The following is a 21854-nucleotide window of genomic DNA, read 5'->3' on the forward strand; positions in this document are numbered from 1 at the left end:
TATGTTTGATAATCCTGAAATCGATAAGTTGATTATATTTGCATTGCTTGGTATGGTAGCAGTTCTTGGTATTGCGGTTATTTTCCTGGCAGTGAAAAAGAATACATATTATGTAGATGAATCTGGAAATGAAATTCCACCTGTTTCTAAAAAACAGGCACAGGCAAGAGTTCAGCAACAGCCTGTGTATGAGGAGCCTGTGATTGTAAAACAGCCAGTGGAAGAGATTGATCCAATTGAAAGTAAACTGCAGGCTTCTGCAGTGAAACCGGCAAATCCTAGAGGTATGGTTGTATCTGTCATTATCAATGGACAGGCGCAACAGGTAACACTCAATGCATTCCCAGTACTCATTGGTAGAGATAGTTCTTCTTGTGGTTTACCAATCAGTGAACCAGCAGTTTCTAGAAGACATGCAAGATTTACATTGGAAAATGGAAATTTATATATTGAAGATGTATCTGAACATAATGGTACATTTATCAATGGCTCTAAACTTCCTCCTTTAGGAAGAAGCAAGATCAATGCTGGGGACAAGGTAAATCTTGGAAGAGCTGAAATCATTATTGATAAGATTCTATATTAAGAACTGTATTGATTTACAGTTCTTTTTCTTTATATTGTCGCTACAAAATTGGATGAGGTGTCAAAAATTTGATTTTCAAATAACATGATGAATTGAATGAATTTCAACACATCAAACAGCTTGAGCGCCTTGAGGTACATGCGATGATAGAAATGCCGTTTATAGAAATGATTATAAGAAATGAAATGAGTCAGAAAACAAAGAAACTGCAAGATTGTTGATGAAAGATATCATGAAACATTAACAAGCAAGCAGAAGAAGATACTTGATGCGTTGGGATAAAACCAAAAAGAATATCATGTGCTTGTAAAAACAATTTAAGAGCAAGTTACAGTAGCCCTGCTCTTTTCAATAGATGTATAAATTTTGGCAGAAGTTGACGAATAAAAAGTGACATGAATTAGTTGATGTAGGCAATTAATATGATATAATGAAAACATTTTCTGAAAGAAAATTGAAATTGTTTTAGAAATAGAGGCTGGGAGTTATGAAAAAACTATTCGAAAGATTTAAATCAATGTATTGTATTTCAATTCTACTATCCATTGTTGCAAGCATATTTAATGTTATTGGCAGCTATAGACTGGGGAGTCTATTGACAGAGGAGACAATTCATTCTACGCATATTCTGCTTCGTAACATATGTATCTTGTTAGGTGTTTTTATTCTGTTTTATATTTCGAATTTTATTCTTGAAAATTTCAATTCAAAACTGAAAGCAAAGATACATAATACATTACGCAGACAGTATGCTGAAGAATTTGCACAGACAGATAATGCCAGATGGAAAGCAGAAAGCATTTCTGGTAAAGTTGCGAAGAATACAGAAGTAATCAATCAGATGGATAAGAATTTGATTGATCCTGTTTTTGATGCATTTACTGATATTTTCTCAATTGTATTTTCTTTTCTGGCATTAATTACCATACATTGGTCTGTAGGAATTGTTACGATTTTATTGTTTGCTGTTATGATGCTGCTGCCGGGACTGCTGCAAAAGGGTGTTGAAAAACACTCAATTGCATTGAAAGAAGAGAATGAAATATTTGTATCCAGTGTAGAAGATCAGCTGCAGGGACGTATGGAATATGCAGTATTTCAGAAAGAAAATATATTTGTAAGACTGATTTCTAATGCATCCAGTTGTCTGGAAAACAAAAGATATTCTTTAGATAAGGCAAGCAATGGTGTGAAATGTGTAATGGGAGTTGTTTCTTTATTCTCTCAGGTCGTATTACTTGGCCTGATTATTTATCTTTCTATTACAAAAGGTGTTGCAATTGGAGCTGTATTATCTGTGGCTTCTTTATCTGGAACGTTCATGAATGCAGTTGGCAGTGTATTATCTGATATTACCAGTATCAAAGCAAATGAACACTTAGTGGAATTGAAAGACTATACAGAAAAGACATATAGAGAAACTGCTGTTGAACCAGTAGAAGTAAAAGATTTGACTTCTGTTCAGCTCAATGATGAAAAAAGTATTTCCTATGATCATTTGTCTTTTACAATTGAACCACATGATTCTATTGCACTTTTAGGGGAAAGTGGCTGTGGAAAATCAACTCTGATCAAGACGATATTTCTGGTGGACCAGAAATATACGGGATCCATTCAATTAAACGGCATAGAAAGAAAAGAACTGCATTCTTTTGATATCTTAAAAGATGTAGCGTATCTGGATCAAACAGTTCATATCTTCAATACAAGTCTTAAGAACAATATGACTTTATATACAGATATCAGGGAAGCTGAACTTTTAGATATTATTAAACGATTGAAACTAACACATTTATATGAATCCTGCGGTGGAAATTTAAATTATCTTATCCAGGAAAATGGAAAGAATTTATCAGGTGGAGAAAAACAGAAAATTGCATTAGCAAGAGCATACGTGTCTAATAAGAAAATATTTGTATTAGATGAATCTTTGTCTGCAATAGATGCAGACAGTGCGAGAGATATCTTGAATGATTTATTGAGTCGTAAGGATATAACACTGATCATGATTTCTCACGGAACAGAACAGTCAGTGTTAGATAGATTTACAAAAGTAATCCAACTGTAAAAATGTAACAAATGAAAATAAACTTGTATGTTATATTTCTGTAAACTGCACTTAACTTATCAAAAATACATGCATGTTTTTTTGGAGAAGATTCGTAAAGGATACGATAATTAATTGGATGGGAGGTTCTTCCATCCTTTTGTTTATGGGATATTTGATTTATACCTCGTATCATGAAGGTTGATTTACAGTTCTTTTTATTTTATACTTTTTTCATTATGAAATACGTGCCTTGTATGTAAGAAAACTGAATATGTAAATATAGATGTTTTTATCATGCTAAGGAGTTGAATATGAAAAAGAATAATATTTTGATTTTTTATGTTCTTGCTTTTTTGCAAGGACTTGTTTTTTATAGCAGTGTTTGTACGTTATATCGTACAGATTGTGGAATTACATTAACACAGATGGGCCTGATTGATGGTGTACTTTGTATCTGTGTCATCTTATTTGAAGTACCGTGGGGTTTGATTTGTGATCGGATTGGATATCGTAAGACAATAGTGATTTCGAATGGATTCTTCTTTTTGTCAAAGCTTGCTTTTTATAAAGCAACGACATTCTGGGGATTTGTGATTGAAAGAGTTTTATTAGGGATTGCATCTTCTGGTTTATCGGGATGTGATACTGCACTTCTGTATCTTAGCGTTCCAAAAGAAAAAGCCATTGGAGCATTTGGAAGAATGAGCATGTTTGGAACATTAGGCATGTGTTGTGCTTCCTTATCCTTTTCATTGTTTTTCTCTCATGACTTAAGAGGTGCAGCGTTATGGACTGCAATCATGCATTTTGCTTCCTTTGTAATTTCGTTTTTCCTTATAGATGTCAAAGAAGAAAAGAAAGAACAAGAAACAAAGAATTCATTGCTTCAAACTGCAGGAGCATGTAAAAAGATGCTGCCTGTATTGATTGCGTCCTTGTTACTGAGTGAATCCATGCATACATTAACAACGTATTACAATCAATTGCAGTATGAAAGCGTCGGTATTCCCGTACAGTGGTTTGGTATTCTCTTTATGATCATGAACTTAGTTTCATTAAGTACTGGTTTACTAGATGCAATCACACAAAGAATCCAGCGAGATCATTTTATGATGATGCTGTTTGTAATGGCTGCAGTTTTATCCATCGCTATCATTTTTACACATAGTGCAATTCTTTCTGTTGTTATATTTGCATGTATGGTGTGTGCAGAATCTATGACATATGCATTGATGAATGACATTCAAAATGAATCCATTGACGGTACACCACGTGCAAGTACGTTATCGCTGTATTCATTATTTCAACATTTAGGAATGTTCTTTACTGGTGTTTCGTTTGGAGTTGCGGCAGATCATTCTTTGACTGCAACGTATGGCTTATCCGCTGTATTTTGCGTCGTTGGTTTAATTTCTTACATTTTCTGGTATAAAAATAGAAGTATGTTAGTCAAAAAAGAAGAAAAAGAAAGCAATCCATAATAAAATAGAAGACATGTGAGGGTATCAAAATGATAATAAATGAAGTAATCAACGGATTTGAAATCAAAAATATAACAGAATTAAGTGATGTGAAAGGTACACTGTATGAAATGCAGCATGTTAAGACAGGTGCAAAGCTTGCCTGGCTTGATCGTGCAGATGAAAATAAAACATTTGCGATAGCATTTAAAACAATTCCTGAAAATGATACAGGTGTATTCCATATTCTTGAACATTCAGTTTTAAATGGATCTAAGAAATATCCTGTCAGAGAACCATTTGTTGAACTATTGAAAGGAAGCATGCAGACATTCTTGAATGCAATGACATTCCCAGATAAGACACTGTATCCCGTTTCTTCTAGAAATGATAAAGACTTTATGAATCTGATGTCTGTATATATGGATGCGGTATTCCATCCAGCAATTTATACAAATCCTAATATTTTTTATCAGGAAGGGTGGCATTATGAAATTCGTCATGAAGAAGATACACCAATTTATAAAGGTGTTGTCTTAAACGAAATGAAAGGTGCATTCTCTTCTGTAGATGAAACGATTATTGATGAATTGAATCGTATGCTATTTCCTGATAACTGTTATCAATATGTATCTGGTGGAGATCCTGAACATATTACAGATCTCAGCTATGAATCTTTTATTGAAACACATCAGAAGTTTTATCATCCAAGTAATGCAAGAGTGTGGCTGGATGGTACATTAGATATCAATGAAGTAACAAAGTTTATCAATGATGAATATTTCTCTCAATATGAAAAGGAAGAGATGGATTTTTCTATTCCAAATCAAGTTGAAAGAGAAGCACAACATCATACTGTGCAATATGAATTATCTAAAGATGAAAGCAAGGAACATAGAACACAGATTGCGTTGGCAAGAATTGTATCTTCTTATGATCAGCCTTTAAAGAACCTGGCATGGGGATTACTATCAACAATTCTTGTATCTTCCAATGAATCTGAATTGAAAAAAGCAATCATTGAACAAGATCTTGGTGAAGATGTTGAATTAGATATCTATGATGGCATTCAACAGCCATGGATTGTCATGTGTGTTAGAAATACAGATGAAGAGAAATATGATGAAGTGATGCAAGCAATCAAGAAGTGCGCAGAAGGATTGATTGAAAATGGTTTAGATCATGATGCGATATTAGCTACACTCAATCAGTTAGAATTCAAATATCGTGAAAAGCATGAACCCGCAGGTGTTATGTTTGCACAGCGTGCATTAGAAACATGGCTTTATGATGGGGACATTACACAAGGATTCTCTTTAAATCCTGTATTTAAAGAATTACGCAAGAAAGTAGATGAAGGGTATTTTGAAGAATTGTTAAAAGAATTCTTCCTGTCAGATCATTTATCCACAGTTGTTGCGGTACCTTCCTATACGCTTTCTCAAGAAAGAGTAGAAAAAGAAGAAACAAAATTAAAAGAAGCAAAAGATTCCTGGCAAGAAGATGTATCAAAATACATTGCATTAAATCAAACACTAGATGCATGGCAGGCAACAGCAGATACAGAAGAACAGCTAGCTACACTGCCAAAGCTGACAAAAGAAGATATTTCAAAGGATCCAATTGTATATCCATATGAAGTCATTCGTAAGTATGGTGTCGATGTTGTATTACATCCAGCAGAAGATAGTGGTATTACATATTTAAATTTCTATTTTAACTTAGCAGGAATTACTGTAGATCATTTACCATCATTAGGATTCTTTGCAAGTTTATTTACGAATCTTCCAACAAAGAATAAGACAGTTGAACAGATTCAAAGTGCAATTCGTAAAGATCTAGGTGGATTATCATTCTTCCTGGATGCATATTCTCCAACAGGGGTACATGATTCTTGTATTCCATTGCTTGGTATTTCAGCTTCTTGTTTAAAGGAAAATACAGAAAAAGCAATTGATTTGATGCTAGAAATAGCGAAAGAAACAGTCTTTGATCCAGAAAAGATTCTTCCTCTTTTGAAACAGGATAATGAATCCTTTAGACAAGGATTACTTGCCAATGGTCAAAGTATCGCAATGAGAAGATGTGCTGCACATAATAGTGCAGAAGGTGTCTTTAGAGAATATGTTGGTGGATATGAGTCTGGTATCTATGAAAAGAATCTAGAAAAGAACTTTGAAAAGGAAATAGATACGTTTATTCAGGAATGTGAATTGTATCAGGAAGTGTTGTTCTCAAAGGCTCGCTGCACAGCTTCTATTACAGGAGAAGATCAATTGTCATTTGTTGAAAAGTTTGTAGACGGCTTATATAACGTAGATGCTCAGCCAGCTAAGATGCATTATCCATTATTAAAAGATAAGAAAGAGTTTATTCAGATTACTGGTGGTGTTTCTTATAGTGCAATCAATCAGAATATTGAAGAAACTGGTGGCAAGTATTCACCAAAGTTAAATGTTCTTTCTCATTTACTGACATACGATTATTTATGGAATGAAGTCAGAGTGAAGGGAGGTGCTTATGGCACTGGATTTGCGGTCAATCAGAATGGAAATATTGGGGCATATTCATATCGTGATCCAGATGTTACAAATGCGATCAATGCATATAAGCATGTATATGAAAGAGTTGCTTCATTGGCGGCTTCCAATGAAGATCTGACGCAGATGATCATTGGTACGATTGCTTCAAGCGAACCTTTGCTTTCTCCACTATCAAAAGTGAGAGTTGCAGATCGCTTCTATTTTACAAATGTAACGTATGAAGATAGAAAAAATAATCGTAAATCAATCATCGAAACAACAGGGGAAGAACTTTCCACATACGCAGATGTATTTAAGAAAGCTTTAGATGAAGGATGTATCTGTGTTGTTGGAAATGAAGAAACATATAAAAAATTAGAAGGATATACAAAATTAGAAACAATCTAATCTTTCTAGAAAGAGGGGAAATGAATGGAAAGGAAGCGATTTGAAACAAAGACACAGATGGTTTTGTTTTTCCTGAATGGAAGCAAGAAATATTTTCTTCTTGCGATTATTTCAGGATGTCTTGTGTCTTTCATGGATATGATCAATCCAAGAATCATTGGATTTACAGTCGACAGTGTTCTTGGTGATAAAGTAACAGAACTGCCAGAAGTGCTAAACAAAATGTTGATTTCTGTTGGTGGGACAGTGTGGATTAAAGAGCATTTGTGGTTTATGGCATTGCTTGTTGTGTGTATTGCAGCATTAGGTGCATTATTCCGTTTCTTTTTAAATCTTTTGAATGCAAAAGGGGCAGAGAAATTGGTACACACAATGAGAAATGAATTGTTTAATCACATCTTGCATTTACCATTTGTCTGGCATTCTGAAAACCAGACAGGAGATATTATTCAAAGATGTACGTCAGATGTGGAACAGATCAAAATCTTCTTATCTGAACAGTTAATATTCTTATTCCGAATTGTTATTTTGATTACATTTGCGATGTATTTCATGTTTACAATCAATGTGAAGCTGACACTTGTTTCTTCTATCTTTATTCCAATGATTATTGGATATTCCTTGTTCTTTCATAAAGGAATTGGAAAATCATTTGAAAAGGTAGACATTGAAGAAGGTAAACTTTCTTCTATTGCACAAGAGAATTTAACAGGTGTTAGAGTTGTTCGTGCATTTGGCAGAGAATCCTACGAAAGAGAAAGATTCGAAGCACAGAATGAACACTACACAAATATGTGGGTGCATCTAATGCGCTTATTAGCTGCGTTCTGGAGCAGTTCTGATTTGTTTTCGTATTTGCAGATTTTTAGTGTTTTATGTGTTGGCACAGTATTGTGTGTCAATGGAGAAATGAGTGCGGGTGATTTTATCGCATTCAACTCCTATACGACGATGTTAATGTGGCCAATTCGTAATATTGGCAGAGTTATCGCAAACCTGGCAAAAGCTGGAATTTCCATTGAACGTTTGATGTATATCATGAACAGTAAAGAAGAAAAGGATGTTGAAGGTGCAAAGGATGTCGATCTGCATCAGGATATTGCATTCAATCATGTATCTTTCCAATATGAAAATGGAAGTGCTGAAATCCTGGATGATATCAACTTTACAATCAAAGCAGGAACAACAGTAGGTATTCTTGGTGGAACGGGTTCTGGCAAGAGTACATTGATGTATTTACTGGATCGTCTATACGAACTGCCAGAAGAAAATGGTTCGATTACAATTGGCGGCGTTAATGTTAGAGATATTAAATTGAGCTGTTTGAGAACAAATATTGGTATGGTTTTACAGGAACCTTATCTGTTCTCTAGAACACTGGAAGAAAATATTGCCATTGCTTTGCCTGAAATGGACCGTGAAGAAGTAAAGCGAGCAGCGAAGATTGCTTCACTGGATCATGCAATTGAACACTTTAAAGAAGGCTATGATACGTATGTTGGAGAAAGAGGCGTCACACTTTCTGGTGGGCAGAAGCAAAGAACTGCGATTGCACAGATGTTAATTTCGAAACCTCCTGTGATGGTATTTGATGATTCTTTGAGTGCAGTTGATGCGGAAACAGATGCAAAAATTCGTCATGCGTTAAAAGAAAATGTTGGAAATTCTACAGTGATTTTAATTGCACAGAGAATTACAACATTGATGAATGCAGATTTAATTGTTGTGATGGATCATGGAAAAATCGTTGAGATGGGTAAACATGAGGAATTGATTCACAATGGCGGCATCTATCAGCAGATTTATGAATTACAAAGCAGAAGTGCTTCGGAGGTATCCAAATGAGCGAAAATAAGAATGTAAAACTCAAGTATTTTGGTATTCCAAAGCTGCTGCCTTTTGTAAAACCATACAAGAAGATCATGATCAGTATGATTATTATGGGTGCTCTTTCTTCACTGATTGATTCTATATATCCTTTGTTTAATCAATATGCACTGAATCATTTCATCGCATTGAAAACAACAGATACAATTGTTCCATTTATCATTGTATATATTGTGATTTTGATCGTATTTGTTATCTTGAATTTTGTTAGTACAACATGGGCTGGAAAGATTGAAATGAGTGTGAATCGTGATTTGAGAAATGCATCATTTAATCATTTACAGGAATTATCATTCTCTTATTTTAATCAAAACAATGTTGGTTATGTTCATGCTAGAGTTATGAGTGATACGGGTAGAATTGGACAGTTAGTGTCATGGGATATGATGGATATGGTATGGCAGGGATCCTATTTGTTATTTGTATTGATCAATATGGCACTCATCAATATTCATTTAGCAATGTATATTATGCTGATTATTCCTTTCGCAGTGATTCTGATTATTTTCTTTCAAAAGAAACTGGTTGCGCTGAATCGTAGGATTAGAGAAATCAACTCTAAAATCACTTCAAACTTCAATGAAGGCATTGCTGGTGCAAAATCCATTAAGACACTGGTTGTTGAAAACAAGATCAATCATGACTTTGATGTAGATTCTGATGATATGGAAAAAACATCTGTTCTTGCAGGAAGATATTCCGCATTGTTCTCTTCTTTAGTTACAATGTTATCTTCTATTACATTAGCAATTATTCTATGGAAAGGTGGAATGATTAACCAGGAAGGTATCATTATGATTGGTACACTTTCTGTATTTATGACATATGCATTGAATATGTTAGAACCAATTCAGAGTATTGTTGGTGGTATTGCAAGATTGATCGCAATTCAAGTCAATATTGAACGTTTTACAACATTACTTGAAACACAGTCAGATGTAGCGGATCGTGTTGAAGTTGTTGAAAAGTATGGAGATACATTCCATCCTAAGAAAGAAAACTGGGAAACTTTATATGGAGATGTAGAATTCAAAGATGTATCTTTCAAATATCCTGATGGGAATGAAATGGTACTGGAACATTTTGATTTGAAAGTTCCACATGGTACAAACGTTGCGATTGTTGGAGAAACAGGTGCTGGTAAATCTACACTTGTAAATCTAGTATGTCGATTCTTTGAGCCAACATATGGTCAAGTACTGATTGATGGAAAAGATGCAAGAGATAGATCTCAGCTATGGCTGCATTCAAATATTGGCTATGTTTTACAGACCCCTCATCTATTCTCGGGTACAGTTAGAGATAACTTGAGATATGGTAAGCCAGATGCTACGGATGAAGAAATCTGGAAGGCATTGAAACTTGTGAATGCGGAATTTGTCATTGATAAAATGGATAAAGGTTTGGATTCTGAAGTAGGTGAAGGTGGAGATATGTTATCCACGGGTGAAAAACAGTTGATTTCATTCGCAAGAGCAATTCTAGCAGATCCTAAGATCTTAGTGTTAGATGAAGCTACTGCTTCTATTGATACATTGACAGAGAAAGCAATTCAGGATGCAATTTTTACAGTGATCAAAGGTAGAACATCTTTTGTGATTGCACATCGTTTATCAACGATTGTTGATGCTGATGTTATCTTAGTTGTAAAAGATGGCAAGATCATTGAAAGAGGGAAACATGCAGAACTCATGCAGGCACATGGCTATTACTATGATCTTTATACACGTCAGTATGAAGAAATGGTTACAAATACTGTAAGCGAAATAGCATAAAAACAAAGGTATCTCAATGCGAGATACCTTTAAATTTGAATGAATGATTCATGATGGAAAGAATATGCATATGCTTTGACTTCTTTATTTGGGTACATGATTGATAATGCTTTCATGTATGTTTTCAGCTGTGGGGAATATCTTTGTTTGATTTCTGGAATAGATGCATTATCTGTTTTATAGTCAATGAGAATGATATTTGAATCATTCATTGCTAAAAAGTCCATTGTACCAGTGATACGTTCCCCATTTTGTTCAACATAGAATGGGAATTCTTTATGAATTTCCATAGACAGGCATTGCTGATAAATATCTGATTGCGAAAAAGCCAGGATTCTTTGTTTATCTGTAGTGGATAAAGCATAAGCTTCTAAGTCTTGCATTGTCCATAGTTTATTCGGCAATGCTTCCATGATTTCATGCATCTTTGTACCATATTTACTGCCCGCAAGCTTGCTTGTTTCATCTAATACAGGTAATTTTTTAAATTCTGTACTGGATGGAGTATACAAGGAAGAAAGAAGTGCAGGCTGTATTGTTAAGTGTGGAAGTTCCTGGACATATGTCTTAGGAATTTCCTTTTCTTTTTCGACATCCATTTCATCTACTTCTGTGAGTTTGAAATATGGATCATCTTTCATTGCACTGTAGATCAATGCAGTCATGCCACCACGCTGTGATAATAGGGATAGATCAACAGGCTGTTTTAAGATATCTTTCTTTGTTGTATCAACAATAAACATTCTTTTTTCTGCACGTGTAATCGCAACATATAAAAGACGAATAAATTCTTCGATATCTTCTAAGTTAGAGCGATACTCTACAGCAAGTCTTTGAATGGTTGGACGTTTTAAACGGTATGGCATTGTTAAATGGTTGATGCCAAGTTTTAATTCATCATCAATCATGACAGCACTGCTTTTGTCTCTAAAGTCATTTTTAGAAGTGCTCCACAGAAATACATTCTTATACTGCAATCCTTTGGATTGGTGAATGGTTGTAACAGTAACAACGTCATCATCTTTTCCTTTTGATACAGCTTCAGATGATTTTTCATCGACACTTGCTTCCATTGTTTCTAGGAAGTCCTGGATCGTATCCACTTTTGTATTGCTGGCTTGATCAAAGAGATAATCAAAGTTTGCTTTTTGATTGTTGTTAAGTCGATTATAGAAATCATGACGAATAGAAATCTGTGTGAGTAATTCAACGATATTTCTATCTTCCGCGATATGATTGAGTTCTTTTAATTCTGCAATGATTTCTGGATGCTCTTCTGAAATACCTTCATAAATAGAACTGTGTCTAATTTTAAGAAGGGCTAGATCTTCATCAGAAAAATCATAGAAGTGAGAAGTTAATACTGAAACTAAAGCAATCGAATCTCTAGGATCTTTGATTGCACGAATCATAGAAAGAATTGTCTGACATAATTCAGACTGATAGAAGCCTTCTCTTGCATCAATTAAATATGGAATATTGTAGAAATCAAAAGCAGAACGAATCACAGTTTTATCTGCATGTGAACGTACAAGAATACAGAAATCTTTAAAGGATAATGCAGAATCTTCTTTTTTCATCAATAAGATTTTTTTTGCAATCCAGTATGCTTTCTGTTGTTTTGCGCTAAGTTCTTCATCTGCATCTTTTTCTTGCTTGATGAGTGTAAATTCAACAGGAACGATTTCTTCTTGCTGACGCGCAGTACCTACAGAAACGGTATCCAATTCTGTATAGGAATCTTTACATCCATCAACATTCATGATTCTGGAAAACAAATGATTGGAAAACTCTACAATGGAATTCATAGATCGGAAGTTATGCCGTAAAGTAATTTGAATTGTATCTGGATCATGCATGAGATTTCTCATTAGAGAAGGTTTTGCCTGTCGAAAACGATAGATGGATTGTTTGACATCTCCTACTCTGAATACGTTGTGACCATTGGAAATCATATCAATGATTGCATTCTGTAAATCTGATGTATCCTGGAATTCATCTACCATGATTTCATCAAAGGAATCTTGTAAGATATGCGCTACTGTGTAGTTATTCGCACATAAAATATCATATGCATAGCGTTCCATGTCACTGAAATCCATGACAGCGTCTTTCTGCTTGGATGAAATAAATGCATTCCATGAATCTTTTGCCAGGGAAACGATATAAGATGTGATATCAGAAAGATCATTATGATCCTGGATCATCATTTTAGAATCATAATTATTTTTTAATAAATCTTTGATTTTATCATTGAGTGCTTTTCTTGAAGCAGTATATTCAGCATTCTTTGTGTCAGGACTTGTTTTACATAATGCTAGATTTTCTAAAGAATATGAATATTTAGAATAGTTGTGATCCTGAATGGCATTGATGCAATTGCGGATTGCGATTTCTTCCTGGTCTAGCGTTTCAAATTTGATCTTTTCATCACCATCGCCGTAAAAACGCATTTGATTTAAATATGATAACAGGCAATTTAAATCTAGTGAAAGACGGGAAAAGAAGTTCTCAAGCGTTGCCTGGGATAAATCTGAAATGCGTGAAATTGGTGCATAGGAAGAAATGGCCTGTTGATACCAATCATCTGGATCAATGGTACTTTGTGCGTGTGTATTGATTGTATTGATAATGGAGTATAAAGAATCATAATCTTCTGCACGTGCAGAAAAATAAGAAATGACTTTATAGGATAAAGCAGGATCATTTTCAATATATTTCGCTAATGTATTGAGATATGCATCCTTTTTATAAATATTCACACTGCCTTGGGAAAGAACTTTCTTGGCTGTTGCAGGATCCAATCCAATGACAGAATAATATTTTTTAATGATTGTTAAGCAATATGAGTCAATCGTAGTGATATTTGCGGCTTCTAATTCAACCAATTGCTCACTCAGCCATGCTTTTTCTTCATCGCTTGTTGTTTCCAGAAAGGCAGTATGCAGTTCTTTTGCAAGACGTTTCTTCATTTCAGAAGCTGCAGCTGCAGTAAATGTCATCGCAAGGATACGAGAAACACGAACACGGTCTTGAATGACTCTTTTCTTTAATCGTTGTACAAGTACACCTGTTTTACCAGCACCTGCAGAAGCAGATACAAGTATATTTTTTCCTAAAGCTTCAACGGCTTGCTTTTGTTCAATATCTAAGTTCATGCTTCTTCCTTTCCAACTTTAAAACTGATATCTTCACAACAAATGGGTGCAGCTTTTCTTCTTTCTCCATGGAATCGACAAATTGTCTTATAGTCACAATACAGACAAGCATTGTCTGTTGGAGATAAATCAATTTTTCCATGTGTGACATGTGCATAGAAATATTCATAGATTTCCTTCAGACACTCTTCAATAAGTTCATAACTCATCTGTGTTTTTAAAGAAACGATATGTTTTTCATCGTCATCCATTTCTGTAAGACGCTTTGTAAACGTAAATCCTCTGAGTCTTCTTTCATTAAGCATTCGAACAAGTTCTGCTTCTTCACTCCAGTCTTGTTCCTCAATTTCTTTCTTCACTACTTTCTTTGCATCTGCCTGATAACTTTCATCTTTTAAAGAATAGTAATAGGCGCCTGCTGGCTCTATGTTGTAGAGCTTTTTCGCAATCATCATATATGTCATTAACTGTAATTGCTGACCAGATTTGATTTGTGCTTCACTTAATGATTTACTAGATGATTTATAGTCAAGGATACGAATCAATTCATTCCCGTAGTGATCAATTCGATCAATCTTTCCAACAAGATCAACATGTTCTGTAACTTGTTCATGGAATGCATGTTCAACTCTTTTGATTTTAAAAGAAGTATGATTTTCAAAATCATTCAAGAATACAAGTGCCTGTTGAATACCATGTACAATTCTTTCTTTTGTGATTTGATTGAAGATTGTTTCTGTTGGATGTAATGCATCTAATACATCAAATGCATCTTTTAAATATGTTCGAATCTGTTCCTCTGTAATTTTAGAATAGCCTTTACCATATTCTTTCACACTTGTTTCCAGTAATTCATGTTGCATATTTCCAACAGTTCTAGCATCAACACATGAATGATCCTGTTTTCTGACTTTTAAGCCAGATTGGATGAAATAGGAATATGGGCACGCAAAATAACGTTCAATTGTTGAAATAGAACCAGTAATACAATTGTTTTTCGCAAAGAGTTTTTTTGCGGTTTCTTCTGTTAAGGCATGATTTTTCTTTTTGTCTGGAGCTAAGGAAACAAGATTCCATTTCTCTAACATGTCTGGATATTTATTTTCAATTTCAAATGCCAGCTGAATTTCTTTTCCCTGGTAGTCATTTGTGTATGTAGAATAAATAAGTTTTTTTTCTGCACTGTTTTCAATCCAGGATAGTTGATCCATATAGAGTTGATAACGTGTAGAACGAGATGGATATTTCGTAATCTTTTCTACATAGGATTCATCAAACAATCCACTGCATTTTGGTACAGAAGGATAGTTTGCACCAGAAACAGAACAGACATAACTGATTTGCTTTGGCTCAACAGGATGTGTTAGATCTGTAATCACACAGAAATCGGATTGTAGAACCTGTTCATCGGAATGCAATGTTTCAAAGCAGCGTGCTAAAAATAAAAGATCTTGTTCCGTTTGAATATATGGTTCACATTCAATGATTGTCTGACGCATTGAAATACCAGCCTGTAATTCAGTTGGATCTTTCAGATAAGATGATTTGCGTACAATATCAAATGCACGGAATAAGAATTCATGAATGGATGTATATGTCAATAGACTATCGATTTCATCCTGGATCAAATCATAATATGCCTGTGCTTTTTCATAGGAAGCTTGATATTTTTCAATATCTTTTGCGTAGTTTGTATTTTCTAGATCAATTGGATCAGGAAGATCATATGTTGTTAATGTATCACGTAAGAATGCATATGTATCGTTACTGACTCTATGAGAGAATGCATTGTATTTCAACGCCTCTAAAAATGATTTGCGATCTTTATGAATTCCAAAAAGAATCAATGATTTAAAAAGCAATGGTAAGTGTAATGACTTTGACTGTCTTAAAGATGAAAATGGAATGTTATATCTTCTAAAGACAGCTTCGTATAGAGGTGAAGCAGTAGCAGTGGATAGAATCACATTACAAGGAATCTGTTTTCTACAGATATCCTGTGCAATAGCTTCTGCTTCACTTCTTGCGTTTAGTGCATACTTCAAAGACACGTCTGGTGTATTGGACGGATATGCTTCATAGTCATATGTTTTCTTTAGTTTTTCATAGATATCATAGTGGTAGAAATCTTTAATAAATTGATAATGTAATGAAATAGAATCTGAAGAAACAGGAATTCCATTTTTTACATTGTCTTTTTCTGCGAAATCTAAAGTAAAGGCAATGTTGAGAATTTCTTTGAGTTCTTTTTCGTTCGCATTTGTTTCTGGAAGATCATCTACAGAAATTGAATATAGAATACATTCCTTTGCGAAAGATAAGATTTCTTGAATGAATACAGGAAAGAGGAACATTGCCTGATAAATAGGGAAATGTTCTTGTGCCTGTAATAGTTTATTAGATAGTTGAATACTTAAAACGAGATCATCATCTTTTTCTTCTTTGAGAAAAGTTGAAAGAGGAATGATTTGTGTGTCGGTTACAATACCATGATTTTGGCTGGATAGTTTTCTTAAAATAGGATCTTTTTGATCGCTCGATGCAATTATTTTTTTCATGGATATATTCTACAATGAATTTGTTTTAAAAGTGTTAATAATATTAACAATTGAATGAAGAGTGGATATGCTATAATTGTGACAAACTAAAGGAGTATTTTTAGTATGAGAAGAAGAAATTCAAACTGGTGGGTTTGGTTAATATTATTTTTTGTTTTTTCAGGTGGCATGAGCTTTATGCTGCCATTGTTTTTAATCATTGCGGTTGTTGTTGGAATTGCGATTGCTTCTGTTTCCACATATAAAAACAATAGTTCTGACGAGCAGTCTTTCAATCAGTTTTCATCCTATCGAAGAGAAAACAGATATCAAAGAAGTGGCAGCAGTCAATCCAGTAAAATCGCAAAAATCAATTTATATTTAAGACAGTATTTTAAATCTAGAAACAGCATTCGCGTCGTGGACCAAATTGAATTACGTTTGAGAGAAGAAAAATATGCTTCTTTATCTTCCTTGGATGTATATCGTAATAATACATATATCTGTTCTTTGAATGATTACCAGAGAAGATATCCAGAATCTTATTCTGCAATCATTAATGATCTTTATTCCACGCAGGCAAATTCTCCTTTACAGGCTGAAGTATTTGATGCTGAAGTGGTAGAAAATCCACAGCCAAAGAAGGAAGAAACTGTAAAGAAGGAAAAGAATGCACAATATTTCATTGAAGAAATAACAAGCTTGAATAATGATATTCCAGATGAAGAGATTTCCAATGGTTTATATGAAACGGCTTCTTTATTGAAACAGGTACAGACATTAGAGTCTAAGTTTCCAAATTCTAAAGATAAGCTGAAGAAACTGTATGAGTATTATTTACCAATCTTGATCAATATCTTGAATCAGTATCGTAATCTGCAGTATGCAAAAACTGATCCTTCTTATGAAGATACAAAAAATAAATTGATTCGTACAATTCATCTGATCAATGATGCAATGGCTAAGATCATTTCTTCTATGACAGATGAAGATTTCATTAATTTATCTGCAGATATTTCTACATTAGAAGCAGTATTGAAAAAAGATGGATTAACGAGTGATGGCAGTATGCGCTCAAGCGGCCAGGGAAGATGATTTATGAGTGATAGAAATGATGAAAAGAATCGTCTTTGGAATGAAGTGTTTTCAAAGAAAAGAACATATGAAGAAAAAGATGATTCAAACATTGAACTAACAATAGAAGCACCAAAGAAAGAATCTGCACCTTCTACAACGGATACAATTTTAAAAACGGCAGATAAGGCAATGCACGAGTTGAATCGCATCTTAACAAAACAAAAAGAAGATCTTCAACAAATGCAGGAACAGTTGAATAAGAAAGAACCAGCACGCGCACAGACACAAAGAGACATTGATTTAGAAACACTTGAGAAACAGCTTAAAGATGATTATGGAATTGAACCAGCAAAAGAAGTGATCAAAGAATTCGATCAAGGAAAGGTATTCCAGGAAATTGAAACTGAAGTATCTCAGAAAATCATTGGTCAGGATGAAGCTGTGAAAAAGGTTTGTGTTGCGTTCCGTCGTCCTTTTGTGATGGGTGAAAATGAGAATGGCATTAAGAATGTGATGCTTCTACACGGCCCACGTGGCACAGGAAAGCATTCTTCCATTCATGAAGTGGCGAGTGCATTGTGTCAAAGAAACATTCTTGCGAGCAATGAAGTATATACGATGGATATGTCTCGCTATACATCTGCTTCACAAGAACAGATTTTCTTGCAGGATCTGTATGAGGCTTTAAATGGCAAAGGCTCTGTGATTTGCTTTGAAAACTTTGAATCTTCATTTGCGTCATTTCTTAGAATGGTGGATGCATTAGTGATTGATGGAAAAGTTGTATTGAATAAGAGATATGTCTTGAATAAAGGTGTTTTAGTGGAAGCACAGACGGGTCTTGTGAAAGATGCAATCGATTCATTGCATGTGAATGGTAAATATCTTGTGTTTATTACAAATGGAAAAGTATCTGGCGTGCAGAATGCATTTGGTGCGGACTTTATGTATCACGTATTAGATGACATTACATTTGTACAGCTAGATGATGAAGCTATCAGCAAGATCATTATTCAAAATACAGATGTATTTGTTGGAAAATGTAAAAACAATCTGCATATTGATGTGAAAGTGGATGAAAGTATTCGTTGCTGGGTACATACACATTTTGATAAAACACAGGGAATTGATGCAATTCGTTCTGTCTTTCATGATTTTTATGTATCTATTTCAGCCTTTGTTTTAAATGAGAACTTAGGCAGCAATGAAGAAATTCTTTTCCAGGAAGCAGATGGCATGCCATATGCAGTCTATGGAAGCAAGAAACAAGTATTATCAAGAGAAAAGAACAGTGCAGAAGAAATTGAAGCAGTGAATAAAGAACTTGATGAAATTGTAGGTCTAGATAAAGTAAAAAACTATATCCGTTCTTTACAGGCTCATATTTCTTTACAGGAAAAAAGAAAACAGCAAGGTCTCAAGAGTGCTTCTGTTTCCATGCATATGATTTTTACGGGTAATCCAGGTACAGGGAAAACAACCATTGCCAGGTTACTTGCACGCTATTTAAAAGCCATTGGTGTATTGAGTGAAGGTCAGCTTGTAGAAGTAACAAGAGCGGACCTGGTTGCACAATATGTTGGTCAGACAGCACCATTAACAATGTCTGTCATCAAGAGTGCAATGGGTGGTGTATTGTTTGTGGATGAAGCATATTCTCTGTATCGAGGGAAAGATGATTCGTTTGGTCTAGAAGCAATTGATACGCTTGTCAAAGCCATGGAAGATCATAGAGATAATCTGATTGTCGTATTGGCTGGCTACAAGAAAGAAATGGCTACATTTCTGGAAGCAAACTCTGGGTTGAAATCTAGATTTCCAAATTTAATTAACTTTGATGACTATACTGGAACACAGCTTTATCAGATTGCTTGTATCCAGGCAAAATCAAAGGGATATGAAATCAGTGAAGATGCGAAAGAACCATTGATTCAATACTTTAATGAAGTACAGTCCATCAATGCTGAAGAAGCTGGCAATGGTCGTCTAGCTAGAAATGTTGTAGAAGAAGCCATTCTAAAACAGGCAGAAAGACTTGTGAATTCTACAGATCAGAAAGAAATGACGGAATTAAAGAAGGAAGATTTTGACTATACTGTAAAAGTAAAGCCAAAGCAGGAAAGCAATGAACCTTCTTTGAATGATATCATGAATATGATGAAGTAAGGAAAAGGCACACGTTGCCTTTTTCTTTTTTGAAAAATCTTAATTATTGGCATGCATATAATACTATTCTGTATATATGAGATGCTTGAATAATGATATAATGCATGGGTCGAGGTTGAGTGTATGAAGAAATATGTTCCTTTATTATTGTCATCTGTTTTAGCTTTCACGAGCATCCAGTCATTTACTGTTTTTGCAGAAGGTGAAGATGATGGTAACATAGAAGAAATATCAGAAGAGGGTGAAGAAAAAGCGGTAGAAGATACAAATCTACGTATTTTATTCACAAGTGATCTGCAGGATCATATTCTTCAATATAAACAGGCAGATAATGAGGAATATGTTACTTTAGGAGGCTATTCTCGTTTAGCAAATCTTATTCATCTCAATCGTACAGAAAATACGGTGTTGATTGATGGTGGTAATTTCTCTACTGGTTCAGCATTCAGCTGCTTGAATTCTACAAGTGCACCAGATTTATCTTTGATGTCTATGTTTGGCTATGATGCCATTGCATTAGGGGATGAAGAATTTACTTATGGAACACAGACACTGGCTGATATGATTGGTGTGAATGAAACGGTTCCTACATTATTAACTGGTAATCTGAATTATTTTGACAGTGAAGCTGGAAAAGCATTGAAGAGTACATTGGCTGAAAAGGGTGGCTCTACATATAAAGTTGTTGAAAGAGCGGGGAAGAAAATTGGCATCTTTTCAGTGATGAAAGAGCAATCTATTTCTAGTGATGATGTCTCTTTGGAAAGCGCAGTAGATACAGCAAAAGATATTGTTTCTTCATTGAATGAAGAAGGTTGTGATTATGTGATTGCGATTGCACATGGTGGTGATGCATTCGCACATGAAATTGCAAAGAGCGTTGAGGGTATCAATACTGTTATTGCTTCTTGTGACGTTGTTGAAAAATGGAAAGTTGAAACAGAAAGAGAAACAAATATTGTTTCTTGTGGAGAAAATGGACAATATCTTGGTGTATTAGACATCAATAAAGAGGATGGTTCTATTAGTGGATATCAGTTAGTCGCAGTCACAAGTGAAATTGAAGAAAATCCTGATGTTGCGTATAGAATCAATGACTATACAAACCAGGTATCTTCTGCATTGTTTGATGCATATGGTGTTTCTGTGGATAAAACAATGGCGGCGAATCCATTTAACTTTACGCCAGTTGATCATAGTACAAATGAATTGTTGAATAACAATACTGCGGATCTGATTACTGATGCATATGCATTGGCATATGATGACTGGTATGCACAGTGGTATGCTTCCTGGAAAGATAAGAAAAAGCAGATGTTGAAAGCAGCGCAGTCTTTAGTCGATAAGAATACGGAAGAGCAGCCTGCAGAAGAGGCAACAGAAGAACAGGTAGAGGCAACACCAACTCCAACACCAGATACTCCTGAATATAAAAAACTCGAAGAAATTCAGAATATGAAGCCAACGGTAAAGAAACGTGCGATTGGTTTAATCAGCAAGAAGGAAATTCAGTCTACATTTACAAAGGATTCTATTTCTGCATTGGATGCATATAATGTTGTTCCAAATGGTACAGGCAGTGATGGCAGCTATGGGGAATCATTAATTCTTGTATTCTTAAAGGGCAGTGATGTACGTAAGCTTTGTGAATATGATGTTACGTATGGTAGAAAAGGTGATGGAGAAAATCAGTTGTATTTTTCTGGCTTGAAATATACATACAGTGATTATCGCCAGGATAATAACCATGTAGAAGAAGTATACGTTGATGCGGTGAATGATTATTATGTTCCTGTACATAATGATGAGTTATATCCTGTTGTTACAACATTATCTACCGCAAGAGATTTATTAAATCTTTCTTCATATACAGATGGCAGTCTGAATGTGCGTTATTATGATGTGAATGGTGGAAAGATTCAAAAATTGGGCGCAAATGTATTAACATATAAAAAGAAAGAGCTGAAATCTTTTAAAGCAATCTGTACATATCTTTCAGAACTGGAAAGAAACAGTGATAATATCGCAGAAATATCTTCCAGCTATAAAAATGCTGCAGAAGTCAAAACAGAAGATACAGAATTTACACTGTGGGGTTTCTTTAAAAATACAACAGAATCACAGCTTTCAAAATATATAAAACTTGTTTCTGGAATCCTTGTAGCGATTCTATGTATCAAGTTATTAGCATTTATCATTTCTAAAAAGAGAGAAAGATGAGGAGAATC

Annotated in this window: 11 protein-coding genes; 9 read left to right on the top strand and 2 right to left on the bottom strand. The window is 34.6% G+C overall.

Translation table 11 applies throughout. The annotated features are described in order from the left end of the window. Nucleotide 1 precedes the first annotated feature (1 nt). The 6 genes from ACTND6_RS00385 to ACTND6_RS00410 all read left to right on the top strand — a co-directional run bounded on the left by ACTND6_RS00385 (nucleotide 2) and on the right by ACTND6_RS00410 (nucleotide 10688). Entirely contained in the window at nucleotides 2-586 is a 585-nt protein-coding gene (locus ACTND6_RS00385) for an FHA domain-containing protein (protein WP_178176637.1), read from the top strand. 487 nt (nucleotides 587-1073) lie between these two features. Beyond that, complete coding sequence (locus ACTND6_RS00390; protein WP_441020891.1) at nucleotides 1074-2654, top strand: ATP-binding cassette domain-containing protein; 1581 nt, start codon at nucleotides 1074-1076, stop codon at nucleotides 2652-2654. Between the two features lie 293 nt (nucleotides 2655-2947). Then, the gene (locus ACTND6_RS00395; protein WP_441020893.1) at nucleotides 2948-4117 is read left to right on the top strand and encodes an MFS transporter; all 1170 of its coding nucleotides are present in this window, start codon (nucleotides 2948-2950) and stop codon (nucleotides 4115-4117) included. Nucleotides 4118-4146: 29 nt separating this feature from the next. Next, nucleotides 4147-7026: an insulinase family protein gene (locus ACTND6_RS00400; protein WP_441020895.1), complete on the top strand. Its 2880-nt coding sequence runs from the start codon at nucleotides 4147-4149 to the stop codon at nucleotides 7024-7026. A gap of 24 nt (nucleotides 7027-7050) precedes the next feature. Further along, nucleotides 7051-8871, top strand: coding sequence for an ABC transporter ATP-binding protein (locus ACTND6_RS00405; RefSeq protein WP_441020897.1), 1821 nt, complete (start codon nucleotides 7051-7053; stop codon nucleotides 8869-8871). Next, nucleotides 8868-10688, top strand: a complete 1821-nt coding sequence (locus ACTND6_RS00410) for an ABC transporter ATP-binding protein (RefSeq protein ID WP_441020899.1) — start codon at nucleotides 8868-8870, stop codon at nucleotides 10686-10688. The genes ACTND6_RS00405 and ACTND6_RS00410 overlap by 4 nt, the downstream gene beginning before the upstream one ends. Before the next feature lie 29 nt (nucleotides 10689-10717). Here the strand turns inward: ACTND6_RS00410 and ACTND6_RS00415 are convergent, their stop codons facing one another. Together ACTND6_RS00415 and ACTND6_RS00420 are read right to left on the bottom strand one after the other, a co-directional pair. Next, nucleotides 10718-13846 (bottom strand): UvrD-helicase domain-containing protein, encoded by a 3129-nt coding sequence (locus ACTND6_RS00415; protein ID WP_441020901.1) that lies wholly within the window; start codon nucleotides 13844-13846, stop codon nucleotides 10718-10720. Beyond that, nucleotides 13843-16404 carry a PD-(D/E)XK nuclease family protein gene (locus ACTND6_RS00420; protein WP_441020903.1) on the bottom strand — a complete coding sequence of 854 codons (2562 nt, stop codon included), beginning with the start codon at nucleotides 16402-16404 and terminating at the stop codon, nucleotides 13843-13845. Before ACTND6_RS00420 ends, ACTND6_RS00415 begins: the two co-directional genes overlap by 4 nt. A gap of 105 nt (nucleotides 16405-16509) precedes the next feature. Between ACTND6_RS00420 and ACTND6_RS00425 the strand changes: the two genes are divergently transcribed. The 3 genes from ACTND6_RS00425 (at nucleotide 16510) to ACTND6_RS00435 (ending at nucleotide 21846) form a co-directional block, all read left to right on the top strand. After that, nucleotides 16510-17478: a hypothetical protein gene (locus tag ACTND6_RS00425; protein ID WP_441020905.1), complete on the top strand. Its 969-nt coding sequence runs from the start codon at nucleotides 16510-16512 to the stop codon at nucleotides 17476-17478. A 3-nt stretch (nucleotides 17479-17481) separates the two neighbouring features. Further along, on the top strand, nucleotides 17482-19626 hold the full coding sequence (locus ACTND6_RS00430; RefSeq protein ID WP_441020907.1) for an AAA family ATPase: 2145 nt from the start codon (nucleotides 17482-17484) through the stop codon (nucleotides 19624-19626). A 123-nt stretch (nucleotides 19627-19749) separates the two neighbouring features. Further along, nucleotides 19750-21846 (top strand): 5'-nucleotidase C-terminal domain-containing protein, encoded by a 2097-nt coding sequence (locus ACTND6_RS00435; RefSeq protein WP_441020909.1) that lies wholly within the window; start codon nucleotides 19750-19752, stop codon nucleotides 21844-21846. Nucleotides 21847-21854: the final 8 nt, after the last annotated feature.

It is taken from the genome of Bulleidia sp. HCP3S3_C9 (genome assembly GCF_052064035.1).
GTDB lineage: Bacteria > Bacillota_I > Bacilli_A > Erysipelotrichales > Erysipelotrichaceae > Bulleidia.

What these genes read in the sequence shown, in the direction of transcription:
- ACTND6_RS00430 (WP_441020907.1), top strand. Translation starts at nt 17,482, where the DNA reads ATGAGTGATAGAAATGATGAAAAGAATCGTCTTTGGAATGAAGTGTTT.
- ACTND6_RS00405 (WP_441020897.1), top strand. Translation starts at nt 7,051, where the DNA reads ATGGAAAGGAAGCGATTTGAAACAAAGACACAGATGGTTTTGTTTTTC.
- ACTND6_RS00410 (WP_441020899.1), top strand. Translation starts at nt 8,868, where the DNA reads ATGAGCGAAAATAAGAATGTAAAACTCAAGTATTTTGGTATTCCAAAG.
- ACTND6_RS00390 (WP_441020891.1), top strand. Translation starts at nt 1,074, where the DNA reads ATGAAAAAACTATTCGAAAGATTTAAATCAATGTATTGTATTTCAATT.
- ACTND6_RS00415 (WP_441020901.1), bottom strand. Translation starts at nt 13,846, where the DNA reads ATGAACTTAGATATTGAACAAAAGCAAGCCGTTGAAGCTTTAGGAAAA.
- ACTND6_RS00395 (WP_441020893.1), top strand. Translation starts at nt 2,948, where the DNA reads ATGAAAAAGAATAATATTTTGATTTTTTATGTTCTTGCTTTTTTGCAA.
- ACTND6_RS00420 (WP_441020903.1), bottom strand. Translation starts at nt 16,404, where the DNA reads ATGAAAAAAATAATTGCATCGAGCGATCAAAAAGATCCTATTTTAAGA.
- ACTND6_RS00425 (WP_441020905.1), top strand. Translation starts at nt 16,510, where the DNA reads ATGAGAAGAAGAAATTCAAACTGGTGGGTTTGGTTAATATTATTTTTT.
- ACTND6_RS00400 (WP_441020895.1), top strand. Translation starts at nt 4,147, where the DNA reads ATGATAATAAATGAAGTAATCAACGGATTTGAAATCAAAAATATAACA.
- ACTND6_RS00385 (WP_178176637.1), top strand. Translation starts at nt 2, where the DNA reads ATGTTTGATAATCCTGAAATCGATAAGTTGATTATATTTGCATTGCTT.
- ACTND6_RS00435 (WP_441020909.1), top strand. Translation starts at nt 19,750, where the DNA reads ATGAAGAAATATGTTCCTTTATTATTGTCATCTGTTTTAGCTTTCACG.